Origin of the sequence: Marinovum sp., assembly GCF_048263515.1 — a bacterium.
Lineage (GTDB): Bacteria > Pseudomonadota > Alphaproteobacteria > Rhodobacterales > Rhodobacteraceae > Marinovum.
This window is the reverse complement of record NZ_JBLXEC010000006.1, coordinates 155538-167903: the sequence shown is the minus strand read 5'-3', so window position 1 is coordinate 167903 and position 12366 is coordinate 155538. Positions and strand designations below refer to the sequence as shown.

Below are 12366 nucleotides of genomic sequence, written 5' to 3'. Positions count from 1 at the left end.
AGCCTCCCTTGGGTTTTGTTCACGTCACTAGCGTTCGGGCCGTCTCAGTGGCCCGAAGAACCGGAAGTGGGGGTGAACTTGTCGTAGAAGATGCGATCGGTGTCGAAGTCGTGCATGAAGAGCACCGGGGTCAGCGCGTCGATCATCGGCGGCGGGCCGCAGGCATAGACATCGCCCTCGCCATCGATGCCGAGCTCGCGCAGGCGCGTGTCGACGTATTCGTGCACGAAGCCGCGCGCGCCCTGCCAGCCATTGCCCTCGTCCTCGTGGCTCAGCACCGGGATGAACTCGACGTTGGGATGCGCCTTGGTCAGCGCCGCGATCTCGTCGAGCATGAAGAGATCGGCCTGACTGCGCGCGCCGTAGAAGAAATAGACCTGCCGGTCCTCGCCGCTGGCCACCTGGTCATTCAGGATCGACCAGACCGGCGACATGCCAGAGCCGGCACCGACCAGGATCACCGGTCCGGATCGGTCTTCGCGTCGGAAGCACATGCCGTAGGGGCCTTCGACCCGCACTTCGGCTCCGGCCTTGATGCCGCCGTCGTCGAGCTCGTTGGAGAACCGTCCGTCGGGGTATTTCTTGATGATGAAGCCGAGGTTTTGGGTTTCGCTCGGCGGATTTGCCATGGAGAACGAGCGTGTAATCTCCTCCCCTTCTTCCGTTTTGACTGTGATGTCGACATATTGACCCGCCCAGAATTTCAACGGCGCATCCAGTTCGATCCGGACACCGCGAATGTCATGGGTCAGTTTCTTGAAATCCACGATCTTTCCGGAAAACGGCTTGACCGGGATCGACTTGGACAGGACTTCCTCGTCGTAGTTGAGCAGTTCGATCTCGATGTCGCTGTAGGCCACGGTGCGGCACATCAGCACGTGACCGCTGTCCTTTTCCATCTCGTTCAAGGCAAAGGTGGAATAGCTCAGCATCTCGGATTCACCGTCGAGCTGGACACATTTGCAGGCCGAACACTGGCCTTCCTTGCAGCCGTGCGGCAGGGCGATGCCCTGGCGGAACGCGGCGTCGAGGATGGTCTCGTCCTCCTCGACCTCGAATTCCACGCCGACCGGTTCCAATCTGACGTTGTAGGTTTCCGTCATGGGGTCCTCCCTTTCTTCCCCGCGCGCGACGCGCCCCGGGGTGCGGGGGCCCAAGGCAAGGGCCCCCGCGATTTGCGTCAGTTGCAGGGATTGATGGTGAAGCCGGCCTGGTATTCGGCGATATGCGCCGCCCGGTCGGTCTCGTTCATGCCGCGCAGCATGTTCAGCGGCGAGCGCAGGGTGTGGCCCCGCACATGCTCGAGCTTCCACATGTCCTTGTCGTCGAAGCGCAGGTGCGGCTGGGCGGTCAGGGTCTCGCCGTCGTCGCGGACGAAGTTGAGGTCCTTGATCGCATCCGCCAGGTCCCAGCCGTCATAGACGCTTTCCCATTCGCGCTTGCCCGAGAACTTGCCCATCGCCGGCGTCGGCCGGCCCTGATATTCGTCGGCAAAGGCTTCGACCGCGGTCCAGCGATCCAGCTCATGCGCAAAGGTGTGCAGCTCGCCGTCGATCTCGTCGACCACCATGTCCTCGCGGATCAGGCAGGGCACGAGGCACGACCAGCAGCGGTGCGGGTAGACATAACCGGTGTCCTGGTTGAAGGTCACGACGGTCTCGCCGGGCTTCGACAGCTTGGCGTACCATTTCCAGAACTCGCCGAACTCGGCGTACCAGCCCGGGTACTTGTGCTCGAACCACTCGAAGTCCTTGTCGGTCTGCGCCTCGATGCGCCAGAAGTTGACCGGCCAGCCGACGGCAAAGAACTGCGCGACCTTGTGGACGTAGTTCTTCTCGGTGATCCGCTTCCAGGCCTCCTGAACGTCGTCGTGGTGGATCTTCACGCCGTATTTCTCGAGCGGCAGCATGTAGGTCCGGTAGTAATCCTCGAAGATCCACCGGTGCCACATCTCGGCGTAGGATTCCTTTTCCTTGTCGCGGTTGGTGGTGCCGTATTCGATGAACGTACCGATCGCGGCATCGACGATGGCGTGGTTCTGCCAGAAGGCATAGCGCAGGTCGCGTTCCAGCAGCAGGTGGTTCTCGGGCTCCTTCAGCGCCGCCATCAGCAGCGAGTGACCGTTGCCGATGTGGCGGCTCTCGTCCGACTGCACCGAGAGGAACACCGTGGGCAGCGCATAGTCGCCGTTGCGCGCCGCTTCCGAGGGCATGGCCACGAAGAGCGTGTTGGTGAAGGCGGTTTCCGCGACCACGGTCAGGTACATGCAGGCGGCGGTCATGGTGTCGCCGGTGATGAACCCCTCGCCGAACTGTCGGCCGATGGTGGTGGCGTAGCACTTGCCGAACGCCTCTTCGGTGATGTCGAAGCCGGCCGGATCGATGTAGTTTTCCATGTACCACTTCTTCAGGTTCATCTGAATCGTGGAGTGGCGGAATTCATCGACCATCTGCATGGTAAAGCCGGTGCGCAGGTCCTCGCCCGGCGACAGGCGCGCCACCATGGCCATCGACCGCGCGGCCGAGATCTCGGGGAACGGGATGATCGCCAGGAAGAGCTTCATCCATTCGATCCAGCGCGGTTCCACGTTGCGGAACATGTCGCCGCGCAGGGCGGCATCCAGCGCGCCGTAGACCCGGTTGTCCTTTTCCTCTTCCATCGGGAAGTAGGAGCGCAACACCTGCTTCATCGGATCGCGCGGGGCCTTGGTGATCTTGTAGTCGGTGGGGAAGGTGCTGGCTTCCTGAACGTAGGTCGGGTTCCAGCCAAGATCGGAGATTTTCTTGGTTGCCTCCCCTACCGAGATACCACGTTGCGACGTGATTTTATTAAGCGTCAAAGTCATGCCATGAGCCTCCTTAAAGCTCTGCGGCCGGTGGCCCGGCCTGGTGGCGGCTTTTGCCGTTTCAATTGCGCGCCCTCCTCCGGGCGCCGTTCTCGGCAAAGGTTGCGAGGGTCGGCCTCTGGCCGCGCTCCCTGTCCTTCGTTCTTTGCGCCGTCCTGATCGTCCGGGCGCCGCGTCTTGTGCCTTACTTGTGGCAAGGCCGGTTCCAGAATTCGGACAGGGCTTGGATTTCTCGGAGAATTTCCTGCAAGCCATTGGCAAGACTTGTTTAATTTTGATGGAAATTCTTGCAGCGCACGCTGGCGGCAAATGTGTAACGCCGTGCGGGACGCGCGAGTGTCGCAGAACGTTACACCTGTCTCAGCTGCGACATTACACCGCGTTACACCTGTGCGGGGCGTAGCTGGCGGAGCGTTACAACGACATCGGCGCCCGGGGGTGCCGGACGCCGTTTTGCCTGTGATCTCATGGTGTGGGCGTGGCCCTTTTTCAGGCCCGCATGCGCCGCCGCGCGGCGGGCAGGATGCCGATCTCCTGCCGGTAGTTCGAGACCACACGGCGCGAGATCGCGATGCCCTCGGCCTGCAAGAGCGCCGTCAGATGCCGGTCAGAGACCGGCTTGCGCGGGTCTTCCTCCGCCAGCAAAGCGCGGATGCGCGCCTGCACCTGCGGCTTGGACTGGCTGGCCCGGGCCGAGGCGGTGCCGCCGAAGAGACTGCGGGCCGCGGTGATGCCGTTCGGCCCTTCGATCAGCAGCCCGCTCAGCACCCGGCTGACGGTGCTGAGGTGAAAGCCGGTGGTGCCGGCGATCTCGGACATGGTCATCGGCACCAGCGCGGCGGGCCCTTCGTGAAAGAAGTCGGCTTGCCGCGCGACGATCTCGCCCACCACCTGGCGCAGGGCCGAGCGGCGAATGTCCAGCGCCTGTATCAGTGCCCGCGCTTTGGCCAGCGCCTCTCGGCTCTCTGGCCCGCTGCCGCGCGGCAGGCGCTCTACGTCGAGGCCGCCCTGCAGCGCCGAGAGGAACTCGATCTCCCAGCCCTCGCCCGCAGGCGTCAGCCGCACATCAGGCTCGCGCATCAGCGTCGGGTCGCCGGCAAAGCGGCTGCCCGGCTTGGGGTCGAGCCGCCGGATCTCCGACAGGCAGGTTTGCACCACATCCGGTGCCAGCCCGGTCGCCGCCACCAGGGCCGGCGCGCCGCCACGCTCCAGCACCGGCAGATGCGTCAGTACCAGCGCCATCTCAGCGCCCATCTGCCCGCGATCTTCGAGTTGCAGGCGCAGGCACTCCTGCAGATCGCGGGCAAAGAGCCCCGCGGGCTCCACCCGTTTCTGCACCAGCCGCAGCGCCGCTTCGATCAGTTCTGGCCGCAGCCCGAGCGCCCCGGCGATTTCCACCGGCGACCGCCCCAGCCAGCCCGACGGCTCCAACTCCTCGATCAGCGCGGTGATCACCCGCGCCATCAGCCCGCCCTCGGCGATCAGACCCGCGAGCGCCGCAAACACATGCTCATAAAGGCTGCCGGCCTCGGCAACCGCCGTCATTTCCAGCACATCCGTCGCGCTCACCCCCGAGTGGCGGCGCGGCCGCAACAGCAGCATCGGGTTGTCCCCGGCGGCCTCGGCCAGATGGGCATCCAGCTCGGCGGCCGACATCTGCAGCAGGCTCACCACCTGCCCCAGCCGGAACACCTGGCTCTGGCGCGCGCGCAGATGCAGACCGGGCCTCATTGCGCGACCTCGTGACAAAAGACTGGCCCCGCGACACGCTTGCCCGCTATCCTCGGCGCAGGAAAGCCAAGGATTGCAACACCATGAGCCAGCCCCCAGAGATCGGCGGTCTCCTGTCCCTCGACGGGGCCGCGCCAGAACTGTCCTATCCCGGCCTCTCGCCGCAGTTGCTGGCGCGGGTCAAGCAGCTGTGGTCGGCGGCGGGGCTCGACTTCGACGCGCATTGGCGGCAGGCGATCCGCGGTCTGCAGGGGTTTCGCGCCCTGCCCCGGGTCGAGGCGCAGGTCAGCACCGATGTCGATCTGGTGTTTCTCTTCGATCAATGCGTGATCTGGCTGCGGGCGGTGCATGCCGCCGCCAGCGCCGGCAGGCTTGCCGAGGCCGAGGGCCTGAGCCCGGCGCAATGGCACGGGCTGGCGGCGATCACCGCGCGGCTGACCGAACAGCTTGCCGCCCTGCGGCTGCTGGCGCTGACCGACCTGCCGATGCCGGCGATGCAGATCGCCCGCTCGCTGTCGGAAGATGTCGACATGGCGCTGGTGATCCTGATCCGGCCCCGTCTCGCCACCCGCTTTGCCGAATGCCGCTCGGCCGAAGAGGCCGGCGATTTCTGGCGCCGCCACATCGCCGGTGGTCGGGCGTTTCGCGCGATCTCGGAAAAGCTCTATTCCGTCGGCATCGATCATTCCGCCGATACCGACTATGCCAAGTGGCGCAAGTCGGTGCTGACGACGCTGGGCGCCGCGGTGCACTCCAATGCGCTGAGCACCCGCGTGCCGGCGCGCCGCCCCGGCGAGGTTCTGCTGAATGGCGATTCCCTGCATTTCGCGACCTTCCGCATGCATGAGCTCTGCGCCTTTGCGCAACTGGTGGAACCGGGGTTGACCGCGGCGCTGGGCGCCGCGGCCGCACTGGACCGGGCGGCCAGCCCGCTTGCGCCGCTGGCCGCTCCGCTGAGCGACATTGTCGTCAACCAGATCCAGAGCCTTCCGTCGCCCTCTGTCCACTCAGGACAAAAGGCCAGACGGCATTAGTGCTTGAGCTCTTCCGGCGTGCCGAGCCGGTTTTCCGCCACCCAGCGCGCGGCCAGGACCAACGCGCCGGCGGCGAAATCCTTGCCGTGTTCCTCGACCATTTCCTCGGCCACCTTGGCCAGTTGCTGAAAGTAGCGGTCCTTGCTTTGCTCTTCGGCGGACAATGCTTGTGTCATGGGTCTCCCTCCCCTTTATCGTGTTGATCTTACTTGAACATGTTCTTCGGAAACGTGGCGATCGACAGGCTGCCGCCGGCGTCGCCAATGGCCAGATGCGCGCCGTCGTCGGACCAGGTCAGCGCTTTGACCGGATCGCCGGTGCCTTCGCGCACCAGCATCTCGTCGCCATGGCCGATACGGCAGAGCATCACCAGCCCGGTGGCATAGCCCACCGCACAGAGATCGCGGCTGGGGTGCAGCGCGATCCGGTCGACCAGCGTCAGCCCCGGCTTGCCGGTCTCGAGCGGCGTGCCGGGGTGATCGCCGAAGGGCAGATCGGGCAGTTGCCAGCCGACAACGCGGAAGGCGCCCGAGGCCACCATGGCATTGCCCGCCTTGCTGAAGCCCGCGCTCTTTACCGCTGCCGGAAAGTCGGTGATCCGATCGGCGGCCCCCGCCTCCAGATCGACCAGCGCCAGCGCCTTGTCGGCGCAGCCCGCCTGCAGCCAGCGCTGGCAGGGCGACCACTGCAGATCGGTAACCTCGCCCGGGCAGGCAATTGTCGTGGTCAGCGCCAGGTCCTCGGCCGAGACAAGGCTCAGCTTTCCCGCGCCCCAGCAGGCCAGCTGCCGCTGGTCGGGCGAGACGGCGATGCGCGTCACCCGGTGGGCCAGATCGAGAAAGGCCACCTCGGCGCCGCCGGCCTCGACCAGCAGCGCCAGCTGCCCGCCAAAGGCCACCGCCAGCATGCCCGCCCGGGGCAGCGCCGCCATGGCACTGACCTCGTCACGCGGCGCGGCGTTCATCGGCAGGGTCTGGCCCCGCGCCGTGGCGCGCCAGAGCAGACCGGTCTCGGCATGGGCAAAGGCCATGCCCTGTTCGCCCAGCCGGCAGGGCATCACCTCGGTGTTGACCACGGCCCCCTCGCTCAGCACCGGCGGCGGCAGCGGCTTGGTCCGGGGGCGGATGCTGGGCCGTCCGGTGTCGGCCTCGATGCGCACCCGGCTGTCGGGGCTCTCGGCGTCATTGACCGAGACGAACGCCAGCCGGCCGTCCGCCAGGGTGGCCACCAGGGCGCTGCCCTTGCCGTTGAAGGCCAGCCCCTGCACCGGGGTTTTCAACGCCCAGGTGCGGGCGATCAGGTCAAAGAGGGTCATGGCTTGCGGCGGCTTGTGCTCGGTCATTCAGCTGTCCTTTGTGACGGCGGCGGCAAGCTCTTCGTCGAGTGACGAAAGCGCCTGTTCCAGCCGGTTGATCTTGTCGAGGTTGTCCTGCAGGGCCTGCGCCGTGCGGGCCTGTGCGGCGGCATTGGCGCTGTCACGCACACCGTCGCGGTCGTCCATCATGTCGAGCACCATCAGCCCGCTGGCCTTTTGGTTCAGCCGCAGCTGTTCGGTATTGGCCTCGGCGATCGCCTGTGTGGCGGCCAGCCGGTCCCTGAGGATGGCGTCGACCTCGCGTGTCGGGCCGGTCATGGCGACACCTTGCCCGGCCGCGCAAAGGCCGTTTTCGGCGCGTTGCTGCGTTGCATCGTCTCTCCTCCCCGGATGGCGATGATTAGGGGGCAGAGGCTATCCCAGCGACACGGTGACGCAACGATTTCGGGCGGTGCGGCGGGATTTCCGGGCATTTTCGGCGCGACGGGCGCCACAGTGTAAACATGCGTTACGGTTGCAATCCGCATGTGTAACGGGCCGTTGCACCGCATTTTGCGCCGCAATGCAGCAAGCACCGGTGCAGACCCCGGGAACCCGAATCAATCCCTTGATCCGGGGGCCGGTTTCGCGCTGATCTGGGGTCGGTGACAGCAGACCGAGATGTCGATGCATGAAATAGCCCCCCTGCTCCAGGACGGTGACCTGAGACTAAGACCGATGGCCGAGGCCGATCTGCCCGCGCTCACCGGCCAGCTGCGCGACCCGCAGGTCAGCCGCTGGCTCGCCGTGGTGACCCCGGCGTTCGACGCGCGCGAGCTGATGGCGCACGACGCCCATCCCGGCGAATGCGTGCGGGTGATCGAGCAGGACGGCGCGGTGATCGGCGGCCTCTGCATCGGCAGCACGCTGTGGTATTGGCTGCGGCCCGAGAGCTGGGGCCACGGGTTGATGCGGCGCGCGCTGACGCTGGCCATCGCCGCGCGGTTCCGCCATGCCGCGCCGCCGCTCATCGCCACCTGCCACGACGACAACGTCGCCTCTCGCGGCCTGCTGGCGGGCTTGGGCTTTGCGCCCTCGCCTGTGCGGCGCAGGCTGTTTTTTCAGGGCAGCCAGCGGTCGGAGCCCTGCCGCGACTACATCCTGGCGCCGGAGCAATGGCACCTGCTGCATCCGCCGCAGATCACCACCACCACCGCCACCCTGCGCCCTGCCCTGCAAAAGGACGCGCCGGCCATTGCGCGGCTGCCCGCCGGTGCCAAGCTCTGGCCCGAGGACGGCTGCCTTGCGGATTTCATCGAAAGCTACCGGTTTCGCGGCGACCTGAAGGGGCTCTTCACCATCGAAGACGACAATCGCCGCATGATCGGCGTGGCGCTGGTGAACGAGGATCGCGTCCACCTGCGCTTTCTCACCGACGAGGACGACGCCCGCCACCGCGCCGGGGTGAGCGAAGGCCTCGCCACCTGGGTCGCGGCGCGGGCGGCCCGGGCCTGACCGAGCCTTTGCTCACCTTGTCGCTGACCCTCAGCCCACCCGCATCCAGGTCGTCATGCCGGAGGCCGCGTGGCTCAGCATGTGGCAGTGAAACAGCCAGTCGCCGGGATTGTCGGCGACAAAGGCAATCTCCCGGCTTTCGCCGGCACCCACCAGCAGCGTGTCGCGCATCGGGCCCAGCGCGCCGTCGCCGCTCACCTCGCGGAAATGCATGCCGTGCAGGTGCATTGCGTGCGGGAAGACCGTGTCGTTGACCAGCTCCATCCGCACCGGCTCGCCCAGGCTCAGCGCCGCCAGCGGCGTGTCGGTCATTCCGACGGTGTCGTTGAGCGCCCAGAACTGCCCGGCGGAAACCAGCTCGCGAAAGCTCTTGCGGCTGCCGTCATGCACCGCCGATTGCATCCGCCCCATCGCCCCGCCGGACATCACTAGCCGCAGCTTGCGCGCTTCTCCGAGGTCAGGCCGGTGCATCTTCGGGTTGGGCGGCAAGGCACCGGGCGCAGGCCGGCGCGCGTTGCCGAGGCTGCCGCCGACCGGAAAGGCCACCTGCGACAGGGCCTCACGCTCGGTCTGCTGTACCAGATCGGCGGTCTCGCCGTCCTCGGCCGTGATATCGACGATCAGGTCGGCCCGCTGCGCCGGGCCCAGCACCAGCGTCTCGGTCACCGGCAGAGGCTCTGGCAAGGGCATGCCGTCGAGCGCCACGATCCAGCCCTCAAGCCCCGAAAGCGCCAGCGGAAAGATCCGCGCGGTGGCGGCGTTGATCAACCGCAACCGCAGGCGTTCGTGGCGGCGCGCCGGGATCGACAGGTTGTACTGCCCATTGGTGGTGATGAAATTGCCGGTCCGCCCGCCGTGGCTCATCATCATCGGGTGGTCGAAACTGTCGTCGATCTGGCCGCTGTCCGGGTCCATCAGCCAATCGTCGAGGATCAGAACCTCCTCGCGGTCGACCTCGGGCGCCTCTGGCTCCTCAACGATCAGTGCCCCGCGCAGCCCCCGCGCCACCTGCTCCCACGAGCGGTTGTGCGAGTGATACCAATAGGTTCCGGCATCCGGCACGATAAAATCATAGTCGAAGTGACCGCCGGGTGCCACGGCATCCTGTGTCAGCCCTGACACGCCGTCCATGGCATTGTCGATGCGGATGCCGTGCCAATGCACCGAGGTCGGCTGCGGCAGCTCGTTGAGCAGCCGCCGCTGCGCCCGTGTGCCCTGGGCCAGTCGGATCTCCGGGCCGGGGATGCTGCCGTCATAGCCCCAGACCTCGGTCTCGGGATAGCCCTCGGGCAAAAGTTGCAGCTGCGCGACCCTGGCAGCCAGCGCCTGGAAGTCCTCCGAGGCCAGCGCCCCGCGCGGCAAAGCCGTGCCGAGGCCAGCAAGCGCGGCCAGCCGCAAGGCGTCACGCCGAGTGTAAGTCATGATCTGTTGCCTTTCGTCCGGGGCCGAATGGCCCGATGGGGTCAACCGGACCGCGAAAGGCCGCGGTCCGGGAAGTGCTCACGTCCCGGCTCAGTCCTTCGCCGGGCCGGTGTCGCTGGCCAGGTCCTCTGACGCCTCATCGGCGTCGAGCAGGAAGAGCGCCATCGCCTCGCGGTCCTGCTGGGTCAGGAACCGCGTGCCCTCGCGCACCACCTCGGCCATGCTGCCGCCGAAGGCATCGCCCGAAGGCGTCAGCCCCGAGGCCAGCGCATAGGCCAGCGTGGGCACGGTCCAGCCACCTTTGGCCAGCGCCTTGGGGGTGATCGGCGGCGCCTTGCTGCCGCCGGGCAGGCGCGCATTGCCGGCAAAGATCGCGCCCAGATCCCGCCCGCCCGCCAGGTTGCGCGGGGTGTGACAGGCGCCGCAATGGGTGGCCCCCCGCACCAGTTCGCGCCCCCGGTTCCAGGCCTCGCTGCGGCCCTCGACCGGCCCGGACTTCGGGTCGTAGAAATAGGCCGCCCGCCAGAGCTTGAGCCCCCAGCGCTGGTCGAAGGGAAAGCTCACCTCATGCGGCGGCGCGGGCTCGGCCACAGGCGGCACCGTCTGGAACGCGGCCCAGAGATCGGCGATGTCCTGATCGCTGAAGTCCGCATAGAACGGATAGGGAAAGGCCGGGAAATAGGGCGTGCCATCGGGCGAAACCCCCTGGCGCACCGCCATGGCAAAGCTCTCGGCCGTCCAGTCACCGATCCCGGCCTCGGGATCGGTGGTGATATTGGGCGGGTGGAAGGTGCCGAAATCGGTCACCAGCGGCGCCCCGCCGGCCAGGGGCGCGCCACCGCCGGCAAAGTCGGAATGACAGGCGATGCAGCCGCTGGCCCGCGCCAGATAGGCACCGCGCTCGACATTGCCGACCGGCGCGATCGGCGCAGGCGCGCTGCCGACCGGCCATGCGATCACCGCCCCGAGGGCCACGGCGCCAAGCGCCGCCGCCCCGAGGCTCAGAACAACAAGACGCCGCATGTCAGTTGGCTTTCGTGCGGAAACGTTCGTGACAGCTCGAGCAGACCTGCGCCGTCATGGCAAAGGCCGCATCCGCCGGCATCTCGGCAATATGCTCGGCGCTCATCATCGCGCCGCCGCCCATCATCGCGCCGCCGCCCGTGGTGCCATCGCCGCCCATCATGCCGCCGCCGCCCATCATCGCGCCGGTGCCAGCGGATCCGGCCAGACCGTTGTCCGCCGCAGCCTCCAGCCCTTCGGCATAGCGGCCCAGCTGCTCGGCCAGCGCCGCGAAATCCTCCCAGTCCGACCAGATGGTCTCTTTCGCCTCTGACGGCTTGCCGCCGCTGCCTTCGGGAAAGAGCGTGGTCATCGCCTCGCCGGAATGTTCGCGAAAGGTCCGGGCAGCGGCGCGCAGCGTCTCGGCGTCATAGGGGGCCGCGCCGCTCATCATCGGCGTCACCGATTTCACCGCGTCGCCCATGGCGTCCATGGCGTCCATGCGCTCTTTCACGATACCGGTGGCGCCGCCATGGGCCAGCGCGCCTGCGGCGAGGCCGGTTGCGACCACGGCCGCGATCAGGGGTGTCCTGTACATCTCATAAGTCTCCGTTTGTCCTTGCTGTGCTGTCGTGTGACGATCAGGACAGGGGCCGCGGCGGCGGCGGATCGGACCAGAGACGCCACCTGTGCAGCGCCGGATGCTGCACCTCGTAGGTGGCAGAGGCTTCGGCCACCGGGCGCGCCAGCCCCGGCGGCACGAGAAAGGCAACGGTCACGAAGCAGTCGAGACCGGGGTGACAATGGCCGGGCGCGCGCGGCGTGTCGGGCGCAGGCTCGGCCTCGGAGGCATGGACATGGCCGGCGCCGGCCTCCTCGTGCGGCAGGCCGTCGCCGCTGACGCTGACAAACAGCACCAGCGCGCCCAGAAGCAGCGCGCTCAGCAGCCTCCGGACCAGCCCGGCGCGCATCAGTTGATGCCGTTGGCGCGTTGCAATTCGCGCACGTAAGCGGTGACCATCGTGACGTCGCCCTGGGTCACGCCTTCGACCGGCGGCATGTCGCCAAACCGCCAGTGATGCGAGCGCACGCCGTTCTGCGCCGCCAGAAGAAAGGCCGCGTCGGAATGGTGGCTCGGCTCGTAGATCTTGTGCACCAGCGGCGGCGCGACACCGTCCTGACCGGCGGCATTGGGGCCATGGCAGGCAGCGCATTTCGCCTCGAAGATGGTCTTGCCGATGCGGCCATTGCCCGAGAACTCCGCCGGCAGCGCAACCTCGACCATGGCGGTGCTCTCACCGCTGCCCTGCGCCGTCTCCGGCGCGCTGACCAAGGCGTCGGAGGGCAGCAGGCGCGACAGGGCAAGGCCCGCGAACAGGACCGCCGCGATGGCAAGCGCCGTGGTCGTTCTGGTCATGCCCGTCTGTCTCCCTCTTCTGCGGCGCGTCACACGGGTCTTGCGACAACCCCGCGCTCAGGACCATGACACAAGTCTTAACCAATGCGCCGCGCCCGATGCACCC

Annotated in this window: 13 protein-coding genes; 2 read left to right on the top strand and 11 right to left on the bottom strand. The window is 67.2% G+C overall.

Annotated elements, in window-relative coordinates; all coding sequences use genetic code 11:
• Nucleotides 1-44: 44 nt before the first annotated feature.
• The 3 genes from ACN0SE_RS08325 to ACN0SE_RS08315 form a co-directional block, all read right to left on the bottom strand.
• Entirely contained in the window at nucleotides 45-1103 is a 1059-nt protein-coding gene (locus tag ACN0SE_RS08325) for an NADH:ubiquinone reductase (Na(+)-transporting) subunit F (protein ID WP_417524052.1), read from the bottom strand.
• Nucleotides 1104-1180: 77 nt separating this feature from the next.
• Nucleotides 1181-2845 (bottom strand): aromatic/alkene/methane monooxygenase hydroxylase/oxygenase subunit alpha, encoded by a 1665-nt coding sequence (locus ACN0SE_RS08320; RefSeq protein ID WP_417524051.1) that lies wholly within the window; start codon nucleotides 2843-2845, stop codon nucleotides 1181-1183.
• Nucleotides 2846-3334: 489 nt separating this feature from the next.
• On the bottom strand, nucleotides 3335-4576 hold the full coding sequence (locus tag ACN0SE_RS08315) for an RNA polymerase sigma-54 factor (protein ID WP_417524050.1): 1242 nt from the start codon (nucleotides 4574-4576) through the stop codon (nucleotides 3335-3337).
• Nucleotides 4577-4659: 83 nt separating this feature from the next.
• On the opposite strand from ACN0SE_RS08315, the gene ACN0SE_RS08310 reads away from it, so the two are divergent.
• Complete coding sequence (locus ACN0SE_RS08310; protein ID WP_417524049.1) at nucleotides 4660-5610, top strand: hypothetical protein; 951 nt, start codon at nucleotides 4660-4662, stop codon at nucleotides 5608-5610.
• Here the strand turns inward: ACN0SE_RS08310 and ACN0SE_RS08305 are convergent.
• The 3 genes from ACN0SE_RS08305 to ACN0SE_RS08295 are packed head-to-tail and all read right to left on the bottom strand — an operon-like array spanning nucleotide 5607 to nucleotide 7243.
• Nucleotides 5607-5786 carry a hypothetical protein gene (locus tag ACN0SE_RS08305; protein ID WP_417524048.1) on the bottom strand — a complete coding sequence of 60 codons (180 nt, stop codon included), beginning with the start codon at nucleotides 5784-5786 and terminating at the stop codon, nucleotides 5607-5609. The genes ACN0SE_RS08310 and ACN0SE_RS08305 overlap by 4 nt on opposite strands.
• 29 nt (nucleotides 5787-5815) lie before the next feature.
• Nucleotides 5816-6952, bottom strand: coding sequence for a WD40 repeat domain-containing protein (locus tag ACN0SE_RS08300; protein ID WP_417524047.1), 1137 nt, complete (start codon nucleotides 6950-6952; stop codon nucleotides 5816-5818).
• Complete coding sequence (locus tag ACN0SE_RS08295; protein ID WP_417524046.1) at nucleotides 6953-7243, bottom strand: hypothetical protein; 291 nt, start codon at nucleotides 7241-7243, stop codon at nucleotides 6953-6955.
• 342 nt (nucleotides 7244-7585) lie between these two features.
• Here ACN0SE_RS08295 and ACN0SE_RS08290 point away from each other — a divergent pair, with 342 nt between their 5' ends.
• Nucleotides 7586-8419, top strand: a complete 834-nt coding sequence (locus ACN0SE_RS08290; protein WP_417524045.1) for a GNAT family N-acetyltransferase — start codon at nucleotides 7586-7588, stop codon at nucleotides 8417-8419.
• Between the two features lie 30 nt (nucleotides 8420-8449).
• Here the strand turns inward: ACN0SE_RS08290 and ACN0SE_RS08285 are convergent, their stop codons facing one another.
• The 5 genes from ACN0SE_RS08285 to ACN0SE_RS08265 form a co-directional block, all read right to left on the bottom strand.
• On the bottom strand, nucleotides 8450-9841 hold the full coding sequence (locus ACN0SE_RS08285; RefSeq protein ID WP_417524044.1) for a multicopper oxidase family protein: 1392 nt from the start codon (nucleotides 9839-9841) through the stop codon (nucleotides 8450-8452).
• A 90-nt stretch (nucleotides 9842-9931) separates the two neighbouring features.
• Entirely contained in the window at nucleotides 9932-10864 is a 933-nt protein-coding gene (locus tag ACN0SE_RS08280) for a c-type cytochrome (protein WP_417524043.1), read from the bottom strand.
• Between the two features lies 1 nt (nucleotide 10865).
• Nucleotides 10866-11441: a c-type cytochrome gene (locus ACN0SE_RS08275; protein WP_417524042.1), complete on the bottom strand. Its 576-nt coding sequence runs from the start codon at nucleotides 11439-11441 to the stop codon at nucleotides 10866-10868.
• 43 nt (nucleotides 11442-11484) lie between these two features.
• The gene (locus ACN0SE_RS08270; protein WP_417524041.1) at nucleotides 11485-11814 is read right to left on the bottom strand and encodes a hypothetical protein; all 330 of its coding nucleotides are present in this window, start codon (nucleotides 11812-11814) and stop codon (nucleotides 11485-11487) included.
• Nucleotides 11814-12260 (bottom strand): c-type cytochrome, encoded by a 447-nt coding sequence (locus ACN0SE_RS08265; protein ID WP_417524040.1) that lies wholly within the window; start codon nucleotides 12258-12260, stop codon nucleotides 11814-11816. The genes ACN0SE_RS08270 and ACN0SE_RS08265 overlap by 1 nt, the downstream gene beginning before the upstream one ends.
• Nucleotides 12261-12366: the final 106 nt, after the last annotated feature.

Coding starts and splice junctions, on each gene's coding strand:
- ACN0SE_RS08325 (WP_417524052.1), bottom strand. CDS start 1,103: ATGACGGAAACCTACAACGTCAGATTGGAACCGGTCGGCGTGGAATTC.
- ACN0SE_RS08320 (WP_417524051.1), bottom strand. CDS start 2,845: ATGACTTTGACGCTTAATAAAATCACGTCGCAACGTGGTATCTCGGTA.
- ACN0SE_RS08315 (WP_417524050.1), bottom strand. CDS start 4,576: ATGAGGCCCGGTCTGCATCTGCGCGCGCGCCAGAGCCAGGTGTTCCGG.
- ACN0SE_RS08310 (WP_417524049.1), top strand. CDS start 4,660: ATGAGCCAGCCCCCAGAGATCGGCGGTCTCCTGTCCCTCGACGGGGCC.
- ACN0SE_RS08305 (WP_417524048.1), bottom strand. CDS start 5,786: ATGACACAAGCATTGTCCGCCGAAGAGCAAAGCAAGGACCGCTACTTT.
- ACN0SE_RS08300 (WP_417524047.1), bottom strand. CDS start 6,952: ATGACCGAGCACAAGCCGCCGCAAGCCATGACCCTCTTTGACCTGATC.
- ACN0SE_RS08295 (WP_417524046.1), bottom strand. CDS start 7,243: ATGACCGGCCCGACACGCGAGGTCGACGCCATCCTCAGGGACCGGCTG.
- ACN0SE_RS08290 (WP_417524045.1), top strand. CDS start 7,586: ATGTCGATGCATGAAATAGCCCCCCTGCTCCAGGACGGTGACCTGAGA.
- ACN0SE_RS08285 (WP_417524044.1), bottom strand. CDS start 9,841: ATGACTTACACTCGGCGTGACGCCTTGCGGCTGGCCGCGCTTGCTGGC.
- ACN0SE_RS08280 (WP_417524043.1), bottom strand. CDS start 10,864: ATGCGGCGTCTTGTTGTTCTGAGCCTCGGGGCGGCGGCGCTTGGCGCC.
- ACN0SE_RS08275 (WP_417524042.1), bottom strand. CDS start 11,441: ATGTACAGGACACCCCTGATCGCGGCCGTGGTCGCAACCGGCCTCGCC.
- ACN0SE_RS08270 (WP_417524041.1), bottom strand. CDS start 11,814: ATGCGCGCCGGGCTGGTCCGGAGGCTGCTGAGCGCGCTGCTTCTGGGC.
- ACN0SE_RS08265 (WP_417524040.1), bottom strand. CDS start 12,260: ATGACCAGAACGACCACGGCGCTTGCCATCGCGGCGGTCCTGTTCGCG.